This is a genomic window from Halorussus halobius, assembly GCF_004765805.1.
Taxonomy (GTDB): Archaea; Halobacteriota; Halobacteria; order Halobacteriales; family Haladaptataceae; genus Halorussus; species Halorussus halobius.
Genome location: NZ_ML219773.1, coordinates 24,144 through 37,868 on the forward strand (window position 1 = coordinate 24,144; position 13,725 = coordinate 37,868).

Genomic DNA, 13,725 nt, shown 5'->3' on the forward strand with positions numbered 1-13,725 from the left:
CTCGGGGTGTCATGGCTCGGTCACTCACCCGGGGAGGTGTCACCGACTCGCGGCGGGCCGGTGCCGTGGACGCCCGGGGGATCGGTAGCGGTGTCGGAGAGGCGGCGGTCGTGCTCGTCGCCGAGATGGCAGGACGGGCAGAGCGCGACGAGGTTGTCGCGGGAGTGGTTCGTGGCGTCGCCGTCGAGGTGGTGAACGTGGAACGCGGTGACCTCGTCCCGGGAGCTCCCGCAGCCCGGACAGCTGTAGTGGTCGGCATCGTGGAGTTCCCAGAAGAGGTCGCGAGCGGGCTCGCGGACGTCAGTCGAGCCGCCGGGACCGGGAGCCCCGGTCATCATCTCGGGGCGAGGAGTTCCTCGACGCAGCTGGGGCAGATGGTGATCGTGTCACCGAGCTCGTAGCCCTTATCCTGCATCCGGCCGCCGAAGTCGTCGGTGAGCCAGATGGATTTTCGGAACTGGCCGGCGAGCGCGGGGCGGTCACCGCCGCGTTCGCAGCCGTCGAGTTGGGCGTCGCAGGTGTAATCGTAGCCCATCGGTTACTCCTCTACGTTCTGGTCGAGTTCGTCGAGCGCCTGTTTCGCTGCGATCCATTCGCCGACTTCGATGCCGTTGAGGAGCGCGAGGGCGGCGACGGCCGTGCTGCCGATTAGCGACGGGTCGCCGCCGGACGTGATGGCGTGGTAGGCGACGCCGGCAACGAGGAGGTTCGTGACGATTGCGCGGACGACCTTTAGGTGTTGGAGCATCCGGAGGTTGCCTCCCGAGTGGGCGACGTGTTTGTAGGCGTCGACGAGGCCGTCCGGGCAGTACCACGGCCGGTCGGATGGGGTCGGTTGCACAGCCATGGCATGTATCACCCTCCAGACTCCCCCGTCTCGCCGTCAGTTTCGGTGACGGCCTCCGTTGCATCCTCGAACGCTTTGTCGCCGAACGCCCATCGGAGAACGACGTAGAACGCGAGCGTGTTCACGCCCGCGACTGCCGCCTGCAGCGTCGCGTCGCCGTCGACGAAGACGAATGCCGAGAACGCGAGCCATCCGAGAACGATCAGGACCGCGAGACCGTCGTTGAGCCGCCGATGCCTCGTCTCTGGATTGTCAGTATCGTCAGTCATGTTAGAATCGTTTTAACTCCTGCCAGCCCGAGCGCGTCCGGATACCGACGACCGTCTCCCCATCGTCGTCCTCGATTTGGAGTGGGGTGCGAGCGCGAGCTCGACCGGTGGCTGACTGGACATCGTGAGTCACTACAGCAGCGTGAGCTGGGCCGTCGAGGCGACGACGGTCGCTCCGTCGACGTCCACCGCGACCTGGGTCGCTTCCTCGGGGGTGGCGTTGTAGCGAGGCCGCCAGCGGACGTCGTCGACGACGCCCTCGACCTCGCGGCCCGCGACCGCGACTCGGACGGGGTCGGCCTCCGCAGGAATCGTCTGAGTCATCGGTCGAATAGAGAGACCTCGTCGATCTCCTCGTCGAACCCGGCCGCGTACAGCTCGAGGATGCGGTCGACGATCTCGATCGTCCGGTCGTTCGAGTCCGCGCCACACGAACTCGCGCACATCGCGTGCACGTACCCCGTCGCGGATGGCTCGTACTGGAGGCGACTCCTGCAGCGCGGGCACCGCGCTTCGACGTGGTCGAGCATCCACTCAACGTCGTGGCCCTTCCGGTGGAGCCGTTCCGCCGCAGCGTACCAGAGCCAGCAGTCCCACGGGTCAGACTGGCGGAGCCGAGCAATCGCGAGCGCGGCCGCCCGGTAGAGGCCGGCGTCCTCGCCGTCGTGGCGTCGCTGGTGCATGCGTTTGAAGTAGCGGGCGAGCGCGGTCGACGTGTCGGAGACGAGTTTGCCGTTCGAGAGTTCGCCGCTGCCGTCGAGCGCTTCGCGCAGCGGGAGTGTACCAGGATAGTGACGGTCGCGGGAGAGTTCGGCCCCGTTGCTGGGGCTGAATTTGTGTGCGCCTTTCATTTCTCGGGGGAGGAAAGCTGTCGCTGTGGTTCGTCCCCCTTCATCGCCCCGCCGACCGCCAGCGTGGGCATCCGAGCGACGGGCGATCCTGTTGTCAGAAATGAACGGCAAGAAGGCATTAGTGGTATACTATACCGGAATTATTCCCGGCGACTCTCCCGTGAACGGACAGTATAGACGCTCTGGCGAGCATCACCCCCAAGATATGGTCGCTTCTCGACCACTCCCGCGTCGACGAGCTCGTCCAGCGCTCCGCGAGCTGTCCGGTCCGGTAGGAGCGTTCGCTCGATAACGTCCTGCTGGGTGAGCGGACCGGCCTCCTTCAGGACCAAGTAGACGAGCTTCGCGCTCGGCGGCAGATCACGGACGGCGTCGGAGTCGATTTTGAGCGAGGTCATGAGTCTGGCTGGACAGTCCTGCAGCTATTCCTCGGCCGGCGACCCCGGCGGTCAGCCGGGAGAGTCACCCCGGATCTGGGGTTGTTCCTCCCCCGGCCAACCCTCCATCAAGCTCGTGGCGGTCACCAGAGAGCCCGAACACCTCTCGCGCCACGGGAAGCCAATCGGTCAGGGATTCGGATTCCTCAACGAGAGCCCGCAAGCGCCGGGTTAACGCTACTTCGACGCTGTCGTTACCAGTTAGAACCGATAACGCCTGTGTCAAAGTAGCGATTTCCGCCGTGTAGACCACTCCAGACCGCTGTTCGTACGCTCCCGCATCCAGCAGTCCGATGGCTTCCAGGTCGGCTACCCATCGCCGGACCGTTCGCTCCGTGACGTCCAGTCCGTGGAGCTGGGCGAGTCGGTGGATCGCCTCGATGTTGAACTCGACGCCGTCCGGGGTCGCGTCGCCGCCCGTGGTTTCGATGAGCGTCTCCGCGCGGAAGCCATCGGGGCTGTTCCCCTCGCCGGCGCTTGCGATGACATCCGCTAGATCGAGAGCGCGGTCGGCGACCGGGAGGAGTGCGTGGAGGGGGTCGGCGAGCTCTTCGAACTGGCAGACCTCGTCGACGGACACGTCGGTCGGCACGTTCGTCAGCAGGTAGGCGTGCTTCGTCTCGTCGGCGAGCAGCGGGCGAATCCGGTGGATGACCTGCTCGAGTTCCTTCTCGCGCGTCTCCTCGAAGAGCTCGCCGACGAGTCCCGTGTAGTGCTTGGTCGGGACCGCTCGTCCACGGCCGTGGTCGTCCTCGTAGAGGAGCTTGCGGTAGACGGGTGGGTTCGAGCAGTCCCGCCGGGTCGAGTGTTCGGTACCGCCGACGCGGAGATCGTCGTGGTCCTGGGCGAGCAGCGCCGCCTCGCGTTCGAGATCTTCGACGTTCGCGTGCGGCGCGCCGAGACAGACGACGGCATCACATTCCGTCCGGTTGAGGCCGCGAGCAGCGTGATAGTGCAGCCACTCGACGGACTCGGGGATGTCGAGTATCTCGCGGGCCTCCTGGCGACCGACGACGAGCAGGTTGTCGTGAACAGTTGCGAGCTTCTCGACCGCGCGCTCGACACGCTCCCGGAGGCTCTCGGTCTGCTTGAGCGTCGACCAGTGGTACTGGCCGTTGAGGACCTGCGTCACCTGTAGGTTGGCGTCGAGCGGTTCGTCGCCAGTGACCTCGACGTGGTCGGTCGGGACGCCGTAGAGCCCGGCGACTTTCTGGGGGACTGCGGTCGCGTCCAAGACGAGGGGCTTGCTCGGCAGGTCGCTCACCAGTGGGAGTGACTCGTAGGTGAGGTATGCGCCGTCCTCGATGTCGGCGTGGAGGTAGGCACTCGCGCGAGCGGGGTCGGCGGTCTTCCCGACGAGGAAGTCGGTCCGCTCGTCCCAACCGCAGCCGTCCTCCTGATCACAGACGCGCCCCCCGTCTTGATGGGTGAGGTCGCCCCCGCAGCGCGGGCAGTGTTCGAGGAAGTCGGGCGCGGTGATGGCCTTGCGAGCCTGATCGCTGGGGACCCCGGCCGCGATCGCGGCCGCGAGCAGCGCGTCGACGGCGAGTGGTTCGCCGTTCCAGTCGTCCTCACGCATCCGCTTGAGGACGGTCTCGTTGTATTCGAGTTTCGCTTCGGCAAGCGGTTCCGCGACGAGCTCGCGCTCGACGACGTAGCACGTCCGCTTCCGGTAGCCCTCGCCGGGCATCCCCTTGAACTCCTTTTTGGTGGTCTGTTCAACGTCGTCGGGGTCAACGTCCTCAGGAAGGTCGTCCGGGTCGACCTCAACCGTGATCCGTTCGCCCTCGACTGCCGGAGGGTCGATGGCGTCGAGCGTCGATGGGCCGTTGGGGTCGGTGAGCGCGTCGACGAGCCGGTGAGCGAACGCGGCGAGTTCGCTGAGGACATCGGGCGCGCCCGCGTAGTTCCCGATGCCTTCGAGGGCGTTGCCGAGTCGGACGAGGTCCTCGACGGAGAGGTCCTGCTCGGAGCGCAGCGAGCCAGGCGTTTCGTCGATGAGAACGTCGCGGTTGGGACCGTTCGCGGGGTTGCGGATCGTCTTGAGCGTCTGGTATTCGTGGACACCGACGATTCGCTCGGCACTCGAAACTTCGGCGAACTGGTCGAGCCAGGGGCAACTCCCATCTTCTTCGTGGCCGGGGAGCGCGTCGCCGAGGAGGCGATGTGTTCGGACGGGGTCAAGTTCAGCGACGAGGGCATCGTAGAGTTCGCGGTCGGGGTGGTCGCGCCCGAGGTCGTACACGGGACACATGTGGTCGCAGTCGCCGTTGGGGTGGGTCGGGCAGTCCTCGTCGGCGTGATCGGCGTCCATGCAGACGGGGTCGCGCATCTGTGCGCCGCCTTTTAGGTGGAAGTAGTTGTCGGGTGTGGCGTCATCCTTGATGAACTCGCGGGCCTTCTCGTGTTTGTCGAAAAGGACGGCGTGGGGGCGGTCACGAGTGGCCGCCGCTCTTGCGGCATTCGTGGTCTTTCCCGCGCCAGCGTCGTCGCCGAAGATGACGGGACCAGTGGCGTCGAGGAACTCGTCGTAGCGTTCGCCTTCGAGGGCGGCCCATCGCTCTTCGCGGTCGAACGACTCGGCGTCGCGGACTGGTGGTTCGCACTCCTCAACATCCCACTGCGTGGCCGACGCTTGGCGATCTGGAGTCGTCGTAGCCAGTTCCGGGATGTCGAACCCGAGGTCGCGGAGGTGCTCGATACCCTTGAACCAGAGTTCACCGCGAGCCCGCCGGGGCGAGGCGTTGCGGTGGCTCATCTCGCCGGCGTCGATGAGCGCCATCACGACGGGGCCGCCGTAGCCGCCTTCGTCGCCGGTGTCCTGCCAGATCTGTCGGTTAACGATGTTCGCGGTCCCGTTCGATGACCGCCCCCACGTGGGAGCGAACGCGCGGTAGTCGTCGCTCGTGCTGGCGTCGTCGTTCCAGCGGTGGACGATGGTGCGGTCGGCGACACGCCGGGCGTCGAGGCGGTCGAGCGCGGTGATGATGTCGCGGATGTCGTCGGTGGTTTCGGTAGCGCTCGTTGCCTCGGGTTCGTAGTCGTCGAGGTCGTAGTCTTCGCGATCGGTCGACGGGGTGTCGCGCTGGCTACTGGCGACGTCGTCGTTGGCTTCCAGGAGCGGGTCGAGGACGTCGTCGGTCCACTCGCGGATCTCGGTCGGCGTGCCGGGAACGTGCTCGCCGGTCGCGACGCACACCCGCTTGCCGGGATAGATCTCGATGGAGGGGAGTTCGTCGTTGTCGCCCCATGGTTCGTCGTCGAGTTGCCAGGCGGCCTGCTTCACGCCCTCGGGGAGCTCGCCGCGGTACTGGGCGTGGACCCCAGCGCCGGACTGGGAGACGTCGGCGTAGGTCAGTCCAAGGTGTTCGAGGATGGCCTTAAATGCGGGGTGGACCTCGCCGGTGTCGCGGTCCCGGACGTCGTCACCGTCGACGTAGACGTAGGGGTCATCCTCTTGCTGGAGGAACGCGCGGCCGTCGAGGCGGTCGTCGACCTCGGCCATCGCGACGGTCTCGCCGTCGACGTAGTTCTCGTCGAGCCCCCACTTCCAGCGGGCGTCCTCGCCAGGGTCCGCTTCGGGGTGATCGCGGTCGCCCCAGGGGGCGAACGGCTTCTTGTCGACGTGACCCATCCACTGTTCGCGCTCGAGGAGTTCCGGCGGCCACACGCCGGACTCGGGATCGGTGAAGTCGGCGTCGGCCCAGTCGCCGGTGAGTCGCGGCTCGGTCGCGACGCGGTCCGCCGAGGACGCGGCTTGGTCACCGTCGGGGGTCTCGGTTGTGGGCTCGTCGAGGACCTCCGCGACGGCGGGCGGGGCCGCGTTGAGCACCCCGGCGATTTCGGCAGTGCTGGCGTCGGGGTGCTGGTCGCAGTACTGGGCGACCTGCTCCTCGAGGGAGAGCTCGTCGCCCGTCACGCCGCCCCACCTCCTGTCCCGATAAGGATAGCGAGATACGCTGCTGAAACGACAGCAAGCACACCGAGGCTGGCGATGACGATGACCTCAAGCCACCCCCGCAGCGACAGACTCGTCAAGTCGACCACCCCCAGTCGTCGAGCGTCGTCTGGCCGTCGACGTCCTCCTCGGGCCGGCCACCATCTGGGACGGGGACGTCTTCGGTAGTCTCCTCGCCGTCGGGTTCGGGGGCGGTCGCGTAGACTGTGTCCGCCGAGTCGTCGAGTGAGGGGCGCTCGGTAATGTACTGGTAGGACGCATCGATTGCGGGCCCGTCGTAGGACCGCTGGCTCACGCCCACCACCCCGCAGTTCGAGGAGCGCTGGTGTCGACCTCGACGAGGTCCTTCCCGCAGCGCTCGCAACGGTAGTCGCCGTCGCTGTAAGGCGTGTCGCAGGCGGGACAGACGTTCTGCCCGCTCACGTTGGACACCCCCTTGCGTCGACTGCACTCCGAGCAGTCGCTATCGTGGGATGGGATTCATCAGTTTCGTGAGGGTGGGGAGTTTCGGCGGGAGGAGCGGGGCGCTCGCCCGTTTGGATTATGTAAGAATTTTTAGTAGTCCCACCAGGATTCGAACCTGGGTCGAAGCCCCCAGAAGGCTTCAGGATTGGCCACTACCCCATGGGACTGCACTCCCCGATAATCTCCGGGGGAATGTAAGCGTTGCGCGTTCGACTGCGCGTGGGGCGCGTTAGCATTCTGGTTGCGTGGCTTCGAGCGAGCCGACGACGGTGCATATATCGACACCTACTTACTCGCTAATTCGGCATGTTCGTGTATGTACGTCGGACGCTTCGTCGTCGTCGGCCCCCGAATCGCGGCGTACCGCGTTTCCTCGCGGTCGTTCCCGAACCGGAAACTGGTCGAACGCGAGGGCGCGTTGACCGTCGCACCCACCGCGGACGCGCCCGAGACCGACAACCCCTACGTCTCGTACAACTGCGTCCGGACGGCCGCGCGAGACGGCGGGGCGGACGCCGCCGTCGTGGGTAACGGCTCGCACGTCGACCCCATCACGGAGAAACTCGAACTGGGCTACCCCGCGCGGGACGCGCTCGCGGAGAGCCTGCTGGCGCTCGACTACGAGAAGGACGACTACGACACGCCCCGAATCGCGGGCGTGCTCGGAGCCGACTCGGCATACGTCGGCATCGTCCGCCGGGACGCGCTGCTCGTCCGCGAAGTCGCGGAACCGACCCTCGTGGCGACCTACGAGAAGGACGCGCTCGAGGCGTTCGCGTTCGAGGCCGACACCGCCGGCGAGGCCGCCAGCGAGGCCTACGACCTCGACTTCGAGCACGCGGTGTGTGCGGCGGGCGTCGCGCGGACCGACGAGGGGTTCGCGGTCGCGGTCGAGAACGGGGACTGAATCGGCCGCCCGGAACCGGAGTTAAGTTCCGGGCGTGCGAACCTGTCGCCATGCGAATCGGCGTCCTCTCCGACGTTCACTCGAACAGGGTCGCGTTCGAGGCCGTCCTCGACGACCTCCCGGAACTCGACGCGCTCGTCTGTGCGGGCGACGTGGTCGGCTACAACCCGTGGCCCGCCGAGTGCGTCGAACTGATCCGCGAGCGCGGGATTCCGACCGTGATGGGCAACCACGACCGCGCGGTGGCCTCGGGCACCGCGTTCCGATTCAACTCGATGGCGAAGGCCGGCGTCGAACACGCCGAGGACACGCTCTCCGAGGCCCAGCGCGAGTGGCTGGCCGGCCTCCCGGACGAGCGCCGGGAGTTCGACGGTCGGCTCAAGGTAGTCCACGGCCACCCAGAGGACCCCGACCACTACACGATGCCCGGCGAATTCGCGCCCGACTTGCTCGGCGACGAGGACGTGCTGGTCATGGGCCACACCCACATCCAGCACCACGAGGTCTACGACGAGGGCGTCGTCCTGAACCCCGGCAGCGTGGGCCAGCCCCGCGACGAGGACCCGCGCGCGGCCTACGCGGTCGTCGACCTCGACGACCTCGCGGTCGAGGAGCGCCGCGTCGAGTACGACGTCGGCGCGGTTCAGGAGGCGGTCGCGGACGCGGGGCTGCCGAGGAAGGTCGGGGAGCGACTGGAGTACGGGAAGTGAACTGCGCCGGGGGGTTCGTGCTGCGACGATTTTCGGGGGCGTCCGTGTCCCGCGAGAGAGCGTGTGACCCGCGCGGCCGCGAGGCCGGAAACGACGAAGCTACGCGATTTCCTCGTACTGCTCCGACAACTTGTCCGCCGCCTCGCCCAACTGCTCGCGCTCGAACTCGGTCAGGTCCCACTCGACGACCTCCTGCACGCCGCCCTCGCCGAGCTTGAGGGGGACGCCCAGCGCGACGTCGTCGTGGCCGTACTCGCCGTCGAGTTTGATGGAGCCCGGGACGACCTCGCCGGTGTCCCGGACCACGGCCTCGACCATGTGGCCGACGCCGGTGGCCGGACCCCACTCGGTCGCGCCCTTCTTCTCGATGACGTTCATCGCGCTGGTCTGGAGCTCGCTCAGAATCTCCTCCTTCTCGTCGTCGCTGAACTCGGGGTCCTTGCCGTTGGCCCGCACCTTCGAGAAGACGGGGACCTGCGCGTCGCCGTGTTCGCCCAGAATCGTCGCCTCGACGTTCCCCACGGGCTCGTCGAAGCGCTGGCTCAGCACGTAGCGGAACCGCGCGGAGTCGAGCCGACCGCCGAATCCGATGACCCGTTCGCGGGCGCGGTCGCCGGTCTCGTAGAGGTGACGGTTGAGCAGGTCCACGGGGTTCGAGGTCGTGACGGTCACGAAGTCGTCGTTGTACTCCGCGAGCGACGAGCCGATGTCCTCCATGATGGGCGCGTTGTCGCCCGCGAGGTCGATGCGGGTCTGGCCGGGCTGGCGGGGAATCCCGGCCGTGATGACCACCACGTCCGAGCCCTCGGTCGCGGCGTAGTCGCCCTGTCGGACGGTGGTGTTCGAGTCGTAGGCCACGCCGTGGTTGACGTCGGCGGCCTGCCCCACGGTGTCGTCGGCCTTGTCGGGGATGTCGACGAGCACCAGTTCGTCCGCGAGGTCCCGGAGCGCGATGTTGTACGCCGCCGCGGCACCGACGGTTCCGGCCGCGCCGACCACGCTGATTTTCGTCATATCACGTGAAACCTCGCCCGCAAAACCGTTAAGCGCTTCGGACCCCGCCGAAAACGACGTAGGAGGTCGGCAGACGACGTCTCAAACTTCGACTATCGACGAAACGACTCCCATCCCGGTTTAGTCGAGGAACCGGGTTTCGCGGAGGTAGACGAGGGACTCCTGGTCGTCGTCTGTCGGTTGAATCCCTTCGTCCACGATTTCGAACCGGTAGGGGCAGCTAGCTTCCTCCATCGTTTCGTCGCCGCAAATCTCCTTGGCGAGTTTTCGGACACCGTCTGCCACCGAAGGGGAGGCGCGGACGTCGGATCGGATGTAAGTCTCCCCGTCGTGGCTACGGGTATCGAGGTTGTTGTCGCCGTTCGTGTGTTTTGACTTTGCCATGTTCTGCTTTCGTCACTCCGAACACGAAGCGACCCCGGACAGGACACCTTTTTCGGCTCCGAGTACCTTCTTACGCACATGAGTAGCGACGACTCCGGCTTCGACAAGGAGGCCGAACGCGAGAAGCTCCGGGAGAAGTACGAGCGCGACGAGGAGGGCCGCGAGAACACGCGTCGGATGAGCGAACTCCTGTTACAGGGCGCGACCATGACGGGCAAGCACTGCAACCGGTGTGGCGACCCCATCTTCCGGTACGACGGCCGGGAGTTCTGCCCGACCTGCCAGCAGGCGGGCGACGCGAGCGGTGCCGACGAGGCGAGCGTCGGGCCGTCGGCCGACGCCGAGCCGAGCGACGCCGGCGGCGAATCGGCCGCCGACCGACGAGCGGCGTCGGGCGACGACGGCCGCGCGAGTGCTGACGACTCCGCGGCGGCAGAAACCGAGCCCCGCGTGGAGATCGACGGCGTCAGCGTCGCCGACCGACACGTCGACCGGTCGGACGTCCGCCGACCGCCCTCCCAGCAGGACGACCGGAGCGGACGGGCTCGCGACCACTCCCACGAACGCGGTTCCGGACGGGGGGCGCGAACTCGCGACCCCGGCGAGGGTCCCGCCGGCGGGCGTCCCCGCGGTCGCGACGAGCGCGCGCGAGCGGGCCGGGCGGGAGCGAGCGACCTCGGCCCGGCCCGCGAGTCGCTGGTCCGAACGCTCACGGACCTCTCGCGCCGGGCCGAGGAGGCCGACGACGCGGCCCGCGCCCGGGACCTCCTCGCGGCCACCCGCGAGGCGGCAGAGGCACTCGCCGCGCTCGACCGGGCGAACCGATAACGCCGGCCGGACCACTGCGCGACTATCGCTCGGTCGTCCCGACCGGGGGCTTGGCGTCGAGCGAACTCGCGCTCGACGGGGACGCGCCGGTTGGGGTCTCGGCGGGTCGCGTCACCGACGCGGCCCGCAGCCGGACGAACAGGAGCTCGACGTCGGGAACGTCGGACCGGTCGGCCGGCTCGTGCTGGGGGTCGCCGTAGAGGGCCCGCTCGTCGCAGTCCGGGTCGACCTCGTGGCACGGCTGACCGTACAGTTCCCGCTCGTCGCGGGGCCGTTCGATGGCGTCGGTCGAGTCGGTGCGGGGCGAATCGGACCGGGGCGTCGCGGTGTCGGTGGAGCCGTACATCGTTACTCGGTACCTAACGGACGACGCCGACGGGCTTAACTCGGGGGAGCCGTCCCGGCGAGTTTCGACCGCAAACGGGAGGTTACGAGCCATCTTCCCGACTCAACAGGCGGTTTCGGGCCGTCCGCAGCCGGGCGGTTCCGGAGTAACGGCGGATTTTCCGCGGTCGGGTCGACGCTCCGTGCCCGAACCCGAGTCGGACTTCCTACGGTTCGTACTCGCTGCCGACGACCTCGCGGATGCGGTCGGCGGTCACCTCGCCGACCCCCTCGACGTCGAGCAGGTCGTCTTCCCGGGCGGTCATCACGGCCTCGACGGTCCTGAACTCCGAGAGGAGCGCGCGCGCCGTCACCGGGCCGATGTCCGCGATCGAGGAGACCACGTACTCCTGCTGTTCGGCCAGCGTCTTGCTCTGCTTCTCGCCGTGGACCGATAGTTCGCGGTCGTCCTTGTCCTGCTCGCGGGTGGCGACCACCTCCAGCAGGTCGGCGGTGTCGCTCTCGTCTTCGGTCCGGAGGACGCTCGCGCCGAAGTCGACCGCCAGCGACGCCAGCGCGCCCCGGATCGCGTTCGGGTGGACGTTGCGCTCCTCGTAGAGGTCCTCGCCCTCCAGGACCAAGACGGGCCGGGCGTAGTGGCGGGTGGCGTCGCCGACCTGCTCGAACATCGAGCGGTCGCCGCCGGTCAGCGTGTCGAGGAAGTCGCCGACCGACTTGCGCTCGACCACGACCCGGTCGCTCAGCACGTAGTCGCCGACCGAGAGGGTTTCGAGTCGCGTCTCGACGCCCTCCCGAGTGGAGAGGTCCCGCGCGATGGACGAGTCGAGTTCGCGCTGGTCGGCCACGATTTCGACGGTCCCGTCGTCCGGGCTGGCGGTGGCGACGACGCTGTCGTCGCCACCGCCCTCGTCGCGGCCGCTCGCGTCGCCATCCTCCGAGGTTCCGTCCCCGTCGACGACGCGCTCGCCGGTTTCTGGTTCGCCGTTCGCCGCCGAGTCTTCGGACTCGGCGGCGAACTCCCGCAACCCCTGCTCGACCTCGCTGGCCGACCGCTCGGCGGTCGCCGTATCGAAGTCGGCCAACTGCTTCTGGGAGTCGTCGAGTTCCTCCTCGACCTCGTCGGCGACCCCCTTGAGCTTCCGGAGTTCGTCCTCCATCTCGTCCTCGCGGCGCTTGGATATCCAGAAGTACGCCTCGTCGCGGGTGTCCTCGGCGAGCAGCACCGCGACCCGGCCCTCGGCCTGCCGGCCGGTCCGGCCCTTGCGCTGGATGGACCGGATGGCGGTCGGAACGGGTTCGTAGAACAGCACGAGGTCGACCTCGGGCACGTCCAGTCCCTCCTCGGCGACCGAGGTCGACACCAGCACCTCGAACTCGCCGGCCCGGAACCGGTCGAGGGTCTCCTGTTGCTCGGTCTGGGTCATCCCGTCGCTGCCCTCCTTGTCGCCCTGCCCGACGAACCGCTCGGTGTCGAAGTGCTGGCCGAGGAACTCGGTCAGGGCCTCGGCGGTGTCCCTGGACTCGGTGAACACGATGACGCGCTCGCCGCCCTCGATGCCCAGCGTCTCGGCGATGCGCATCCGGGCGCGGGAGTACTTCGGGTGGAGGTCGTCGTACTCATCGGCCCGCCGCATCGCTTCCTTGACCTTCGGCTCGGAGACGAACCGCTGGCTGGCCTTCGACGCGCCCGACGACCGGGCGGCGTTGCGCTGGCGCTCGAAGTAGCGTTCGAGCGCCTCGACGCTCTGGGTCTCGACGTAGGTCACGGCGGTCCGGAGCTTGCGTATCTCGGCGTGGGCCGACATGCCCTGATACCCCTCGGACTGGTCGTTGTCGATGAGCTTCTGGAGCTCGGCCCGCATCCCCTTGAGGTCCTTCTCCGAGAGGTCGGCGCTGGTCTTGCGCGTGACCCCGAGGTCCCGGAGCTTCTCCAGGCGGTCCTCGATGACCTCGTTGAGCGCGTCGCGTATCTCGACGACCTCCTCGGGGAGTTCGACGCGCTCCCACTCGACGTCGGTGTCGTGGGTGTACTCGTCGACGTCGCTGTCCTCCTCGGTCATCACCTCCACGTTCTCGATGCCGAGGTTCTCGCACACCGCCAGAATCTCCTCCTCGTCGCCGCCGGGCGACGCGCTCATCCCCGTCACGAGCGGATTCTCGGCGTCCTGACGGTAGCGCTCGGCGATGTAGTTGTAGGCGTAGTCGCCGGTCGCGCGGTGACACTCGTCGAACGTGAGGTGGGTCACGTCCCGGAGGTCCACGCGACTCCCCACGAGGTCGTTCTCCACGACCTGCGGGGTGGCGACGACGACCCGCGCGTCCTCCCACAGGGCCGCACGGTCGTCGGGCCGGACTTCGCCCGTGAACATCACGACGTCGTCGTCGGGAATCGCCAGCGCCTCGCGGTAGAAGTCGGTGTGTTGCTGGACGAGCGGTTTGGTCGGCGCGAGAAACAGGCTCTTGCCCCCGACGTCGGCGAGCCGCTCGGCGGTCACGAGCAGGCTCACGGTGGTCTTGCCCAGTCCGGTCGGCAGGCAGACCAGCGTGTGGCTGCCTTTGGCCGACCCCGCCAACTGGAGTTGGTACAGCCGGCGCTCGATGAACCCCGGCGCGAGGAGGTCGTGGTCCACGTACTGCTGCTCGCCGGTGGTCGCCATTCAGCAATTGGTTAGTCATCACCCGATTAAAGGGTTCGGCTATCGGGGTGAAA

The 13,725-nt window shown here is 67.7% G+C and carries 17 protein-coding genes and 1 tRNA gene; 3 read left to right on the top strand and 15 right to left on the bottom strand.

What is annotated here, in order from left to right; genetic code table 11:
* Nucleotides 1-20 precede the first annotated feature (20 nt).
* The 11 genes from EPL03_RS00140 to EPL03_RS00185 all read right to left on the bottom strand — a co-directional run bounded on the left by EPL03_RS00140 (nt 21) and on the right by EPL03_RS00185 (nt 6,994).
* Nucleotides 21-338 carry an HNH endonuclease signature motif containing protein gene (locus EPL03_RS00140; protein ID WP_210424874.1) on the bottom strand — a complete coding sequence of 106 codons (318 nt, stop codon included), beginning with the start codon at nt 336-338 and terminating at the stop codon, nt 21-23.
* Nucleotides 335-535 carry a hypothetical protein gene (locus tag EPL03_RS00145; protein WP_135827313.1) on the bottom strand — a complete coding sequence of 67 codons (201 nt, stop codon included), beginning with the start codon at nt 533-535 and terminating at the stop codon, nt 335-337. The genes EPL03_RS00140 and EPL03_RS00145 overlap by 4 nt, the downstream gene beginning before the upstream one ends.
* Nucleotides 536-538: 3 nt before the next feature.
* Nucleotides 539-847: a hypothetical protein gene (locus EPL03_RS00150; protein ID WP_135827314.1), complete on the bottom strand. Its 309-nt coding sequence runs from the start codon at nt 845-847 to the stop codon at nt 539-541.
* A gap of 8 nt (nt 848-855) precedes the next feature.
* Nucleotides 856-1,116, bottom strand: coding sequence for a hypothetical protein (locus EPL03_RS00155; RefSeq protein WP_135827315.1), 261 nt, complete (start codon nt 1,114-1,116; stop codon nt 856-858).
* A gap of 132 nt (nt 1,117-1,248) precedes the next feature.
* Nucleotides 1,249-1,440, bottom strand: coding sequence for a hypothetical protein (locus EPL03_RS00160; RefSeq protein WP_135827316.1), 192 nt, complete (start codon nt 1,438-1,440; stop codon nt 1,249-1,251).
* Complete coding sequence (locus tag EPL03_RS00165) at nt 1,437-1,967, bottom strand: hypothetical protein (protein ID WP_135827317.1); 531 nt, start codon at nt 1,965-1,967, stop codon at nt 1,437-1,439. The genes EPL03_RS00160 and EPL03_RS00165 overlap by 4 nt, the downstream gene beginning before the upstream one ends.
* A 140-nt stretch (nt 1,968-2,107) precedes the next feature.
* Nucleotides 2,108-2,365 carry a MarR family transcriptional regulator gene (locus EPL03_RS00170; RefSeq protein WP_135827318.1) on the bottom strand — a complete coding sequence of 86 codons (258 nt, stop codon included), beginning with the start codon at nt 2,363-2,365 and terminating at the stop codon, nt 2,108-2,110.
* 64 nt (nt 2,366-2,429) lie between these two features.
* On the bottom strand, nt 2,430-6,323 hold the full coding sequence (locus EPL03_RS20255; protein WP_210424875.1) for a hypothetical protein: 3,894 nt from the start codon (nt 6,321-6,323) through the stop codon (nt 2,430-2,432).
* A 115-nt stretch (nt 6,324-6,438) separates the two neighbouring features.
* Nucleotides 6,439-6,657, bottom strand: coding sequence for a hypothetical protein (locus EPL03_RS00180; protein WP_135827319.1), 219 nt, complete (start codon nt 6,655-6,657; stop codon nt 6,439-6,441).
* Nucleotides 6,654-6,785 carry a transcription initiation factor IIE subunit alpha family protein gene (locus tag EPL03_RS20570; RefSeq protein WP_280178802.1) on the bottom strand — a complete coding sequence of 44 codons (132 nt, stop codon included), beginning with the start codon at nt 6,783-6,785 and terminating at the stop codon, nt 6,654-6,656. Before EPL03_RS20570 ends, EPL03_RS00180 begins: the two co-directional genes overlap by 4 nt.
* A gap of 136 nt (nt 6,786-6,921) precedes the next feature.
* Nucleotides 6,922-6,994, bottom strand: a tRNA-Gln gene (locus EPL03_RS00185).
* Between the two features lie 149 nt (nt 6,995-7,143).
* Between EPL03_RS00185 and EPL03_RS00190 the strand changes: the two genes are divergently transcribed.
* Entirely contained in the window at nt 7,144-7,734 is a 591-nt protein-coding gene (locus EPL03_RS00190) for an IMP cyclohydrolase (protein ID WP_135827320.1), read from the top strand.
* A 50-nt stretch (nt 7,735-7,784) separates the two neighbouring features.
* Nucleotides 7,785-8,444: a metallophosphoesterase family protein gene (locus EPL03_RS00195; protein ID WP_135827321.1), complete on the top strand. Its 660-nt coding sequence runs from the start codon at nt 7,785-7,787 to the stop codon at nt 8,442-8,444.
* A gap of 99 nt (nt 8,445-8,543) precedes the next feature.
* On the opposite strand, the gene mdh is transcribed toward EPL03_RS00195, so the two are convergent.
* Nucleotides 8,544-9,458 carry a malate dehydrogenase gene (mdh, locus tag EPL03_RS00200; protein ID WP_135827322.1) on the bottom strand — a complete coding sequence of 305 codons (915 nt, stop codon included), beginning with the start codon at nt 9,456-9,458 and terminating at the stop codon, nt 8,544-8,546.
* 120 nt (nt 9,459-9,578) lie between these two features.
* On the bottom strand, nt 9,579-9,842 hold the full coding sequence (locus EPL03_RS00205) for a hypothetical protein (RefSeq protein WP_135827323.1): 264 nt from the start codon (nt 9,840-9,842) through the stop codon (nt 9,579-9,581).
* 78 nt (nt 9,843-9,920) lie between these two features.
* Between EPL03_RS00205 and EPL03_RS00210 the strand changes: the two genes are divergently transcribed.
* Nucleotides 9,921-10,670 (top strand): Sjogren's syndrome/scleroderma autoantigen 1 family protein, encoded by a 750-nt coding sequence (locus tag EPL03_RS00210; RefSeq protein WP_135827324.1) that lies wholly within the window; start codon nt 9,921-9,923, stop codon nt 10,668-10,670.
* 22 nt (nt 10,671-10,692) lie between these two features.
* On the opposite strand, the gene EPL03_RS00215 is transcribed toward EPL03_RS00210, so the two are convergent.
* Together EPL03_RS00215 and EPL03_RS00220 are read right to left on the bottom strand one after the other, a co-directional pair.
* Nucleotides 10,693-11,016 (bottom strand): hypothetical protein, encoded by a 324-nt coding sequence (locus EPL03_RS00215; protein ID WP_135827325.1) that lies wholly within the window; start codon nt 11,014-11,016, stop codon nt 10,693-10,695.
* Nucleotides 11,017-11,221: 205 nt separating this feature from the next.
* Nucleotides 11,222-13,672, bottom strand: coding sequence for a DEAD/DEAH box helicase (locus EPL03_RS00220; RefSeq protein WP_135827326.1), 2,451 nt, complete (start codon nt 13,670-13,672; stop codon nt 11,222-11,224).
* Nucleotides 13,673-13,725 lie beyond the last annotated feature (53 nt).

Bases quoted from the DNA above. Each gene is read 5' to 3' on its own strand.
- EPL03_RS00140 (WP_210424874.1), bottom strand. From the start codon at position 338: ATGATGACCGGGGCTCCCGGTCCCGGCGGCTCGACTGACGTCCGCGAG.
- EPL03_RS00145 (WP_135827313.1), bottom strand. From the start codon at position 535: ATGGGCTACGATTACACCTGCGACGCCCAACTCGACGGCTGCGAACGC.
- EPL03_RS00150 (WP_135827314.1), bottom strand. From the start codon at position 847: ATGGCTGTGCAACCGACCCCATCCGACCGGCCGTGGTACTGCCCGGAC.
- EPL03_RS00155 (WP_135827315.1), bottom strand. From the start codon at position 1,116: ATGACTGACGATACTGACAATCCAGAGACGAGGCATCGGCGGCTCAAC.
- EPL03_RS00160 (WP_135827316.1), bottom strand. From the start codon at position 1,440: ATGACTCAGACGATTCCTGCGGAGGCCGACCCCGTCCGAGTCGCGGTC.
- EPL03_RS00165 (WP_135827317.1), bottom strand. From the start codon at position 1,967: ATGAAAGGCGCACACAAATTCAGCCCCAGCAACGGGGCCGAACTCTCC.
- EPL03_RS00170 (WP_135827318.1), bottom strand. From the start codon at position 2,365: ATGACCTCGCTCAAAATCGACTCCGACGCCGTCCGTGATCTGCCGCCG.
- EPL03_RS00190 (WP_135827320.1), top strand. From the start codon at position 7,144: ATGTACGTCGGACGCTTCGTCGTCGTCGGCCCCCGAATCGCGGCGTAC.
- EPL03_RS00195 (WP_135827321.1), top strand. From the start codon at position 7,785: ATGCGAATCGGCGTCCTCTCCGACGTTCACTCGAACAGGGTCGCGTTC.
- mdh (WP_135827322.1), bottom strand. From the start codon at position 9,458: ATGACGAAAATCAGCGTGGTCGGCGCGGCCGGAACCGTCGGTGCCGCG.
- EPL03_RS00205 (WP_135827323.1), bottom strand. From the start codon at position 9,842: ATGGCAAAGTCAAAACACACGAACGGCGACAACAACCTCGATACCCGT.
- EPL03_RS00210 (WP_135827324.1), top strand. From the start codon at position 9,921: ATGAGTAGCGACGACTCCGGCTTCGACAAGGAGGCCGAACGCGAGAAG.
- EPL03_RS00215 (WP_135827325.1), bottom strand. From the start codon at position 11,016: ATGTACGGCTCCACCGACACCGCGACGCCCCGGTCCGATTCGCCCCGC.
- EPL03_RS00220 (WP_135827326.1), bottom strand. From the start codon at position 13,672: ATGGCGACCACCGGCGAGCAGCAGTACGTGGACCACGACCTCCTCGCG.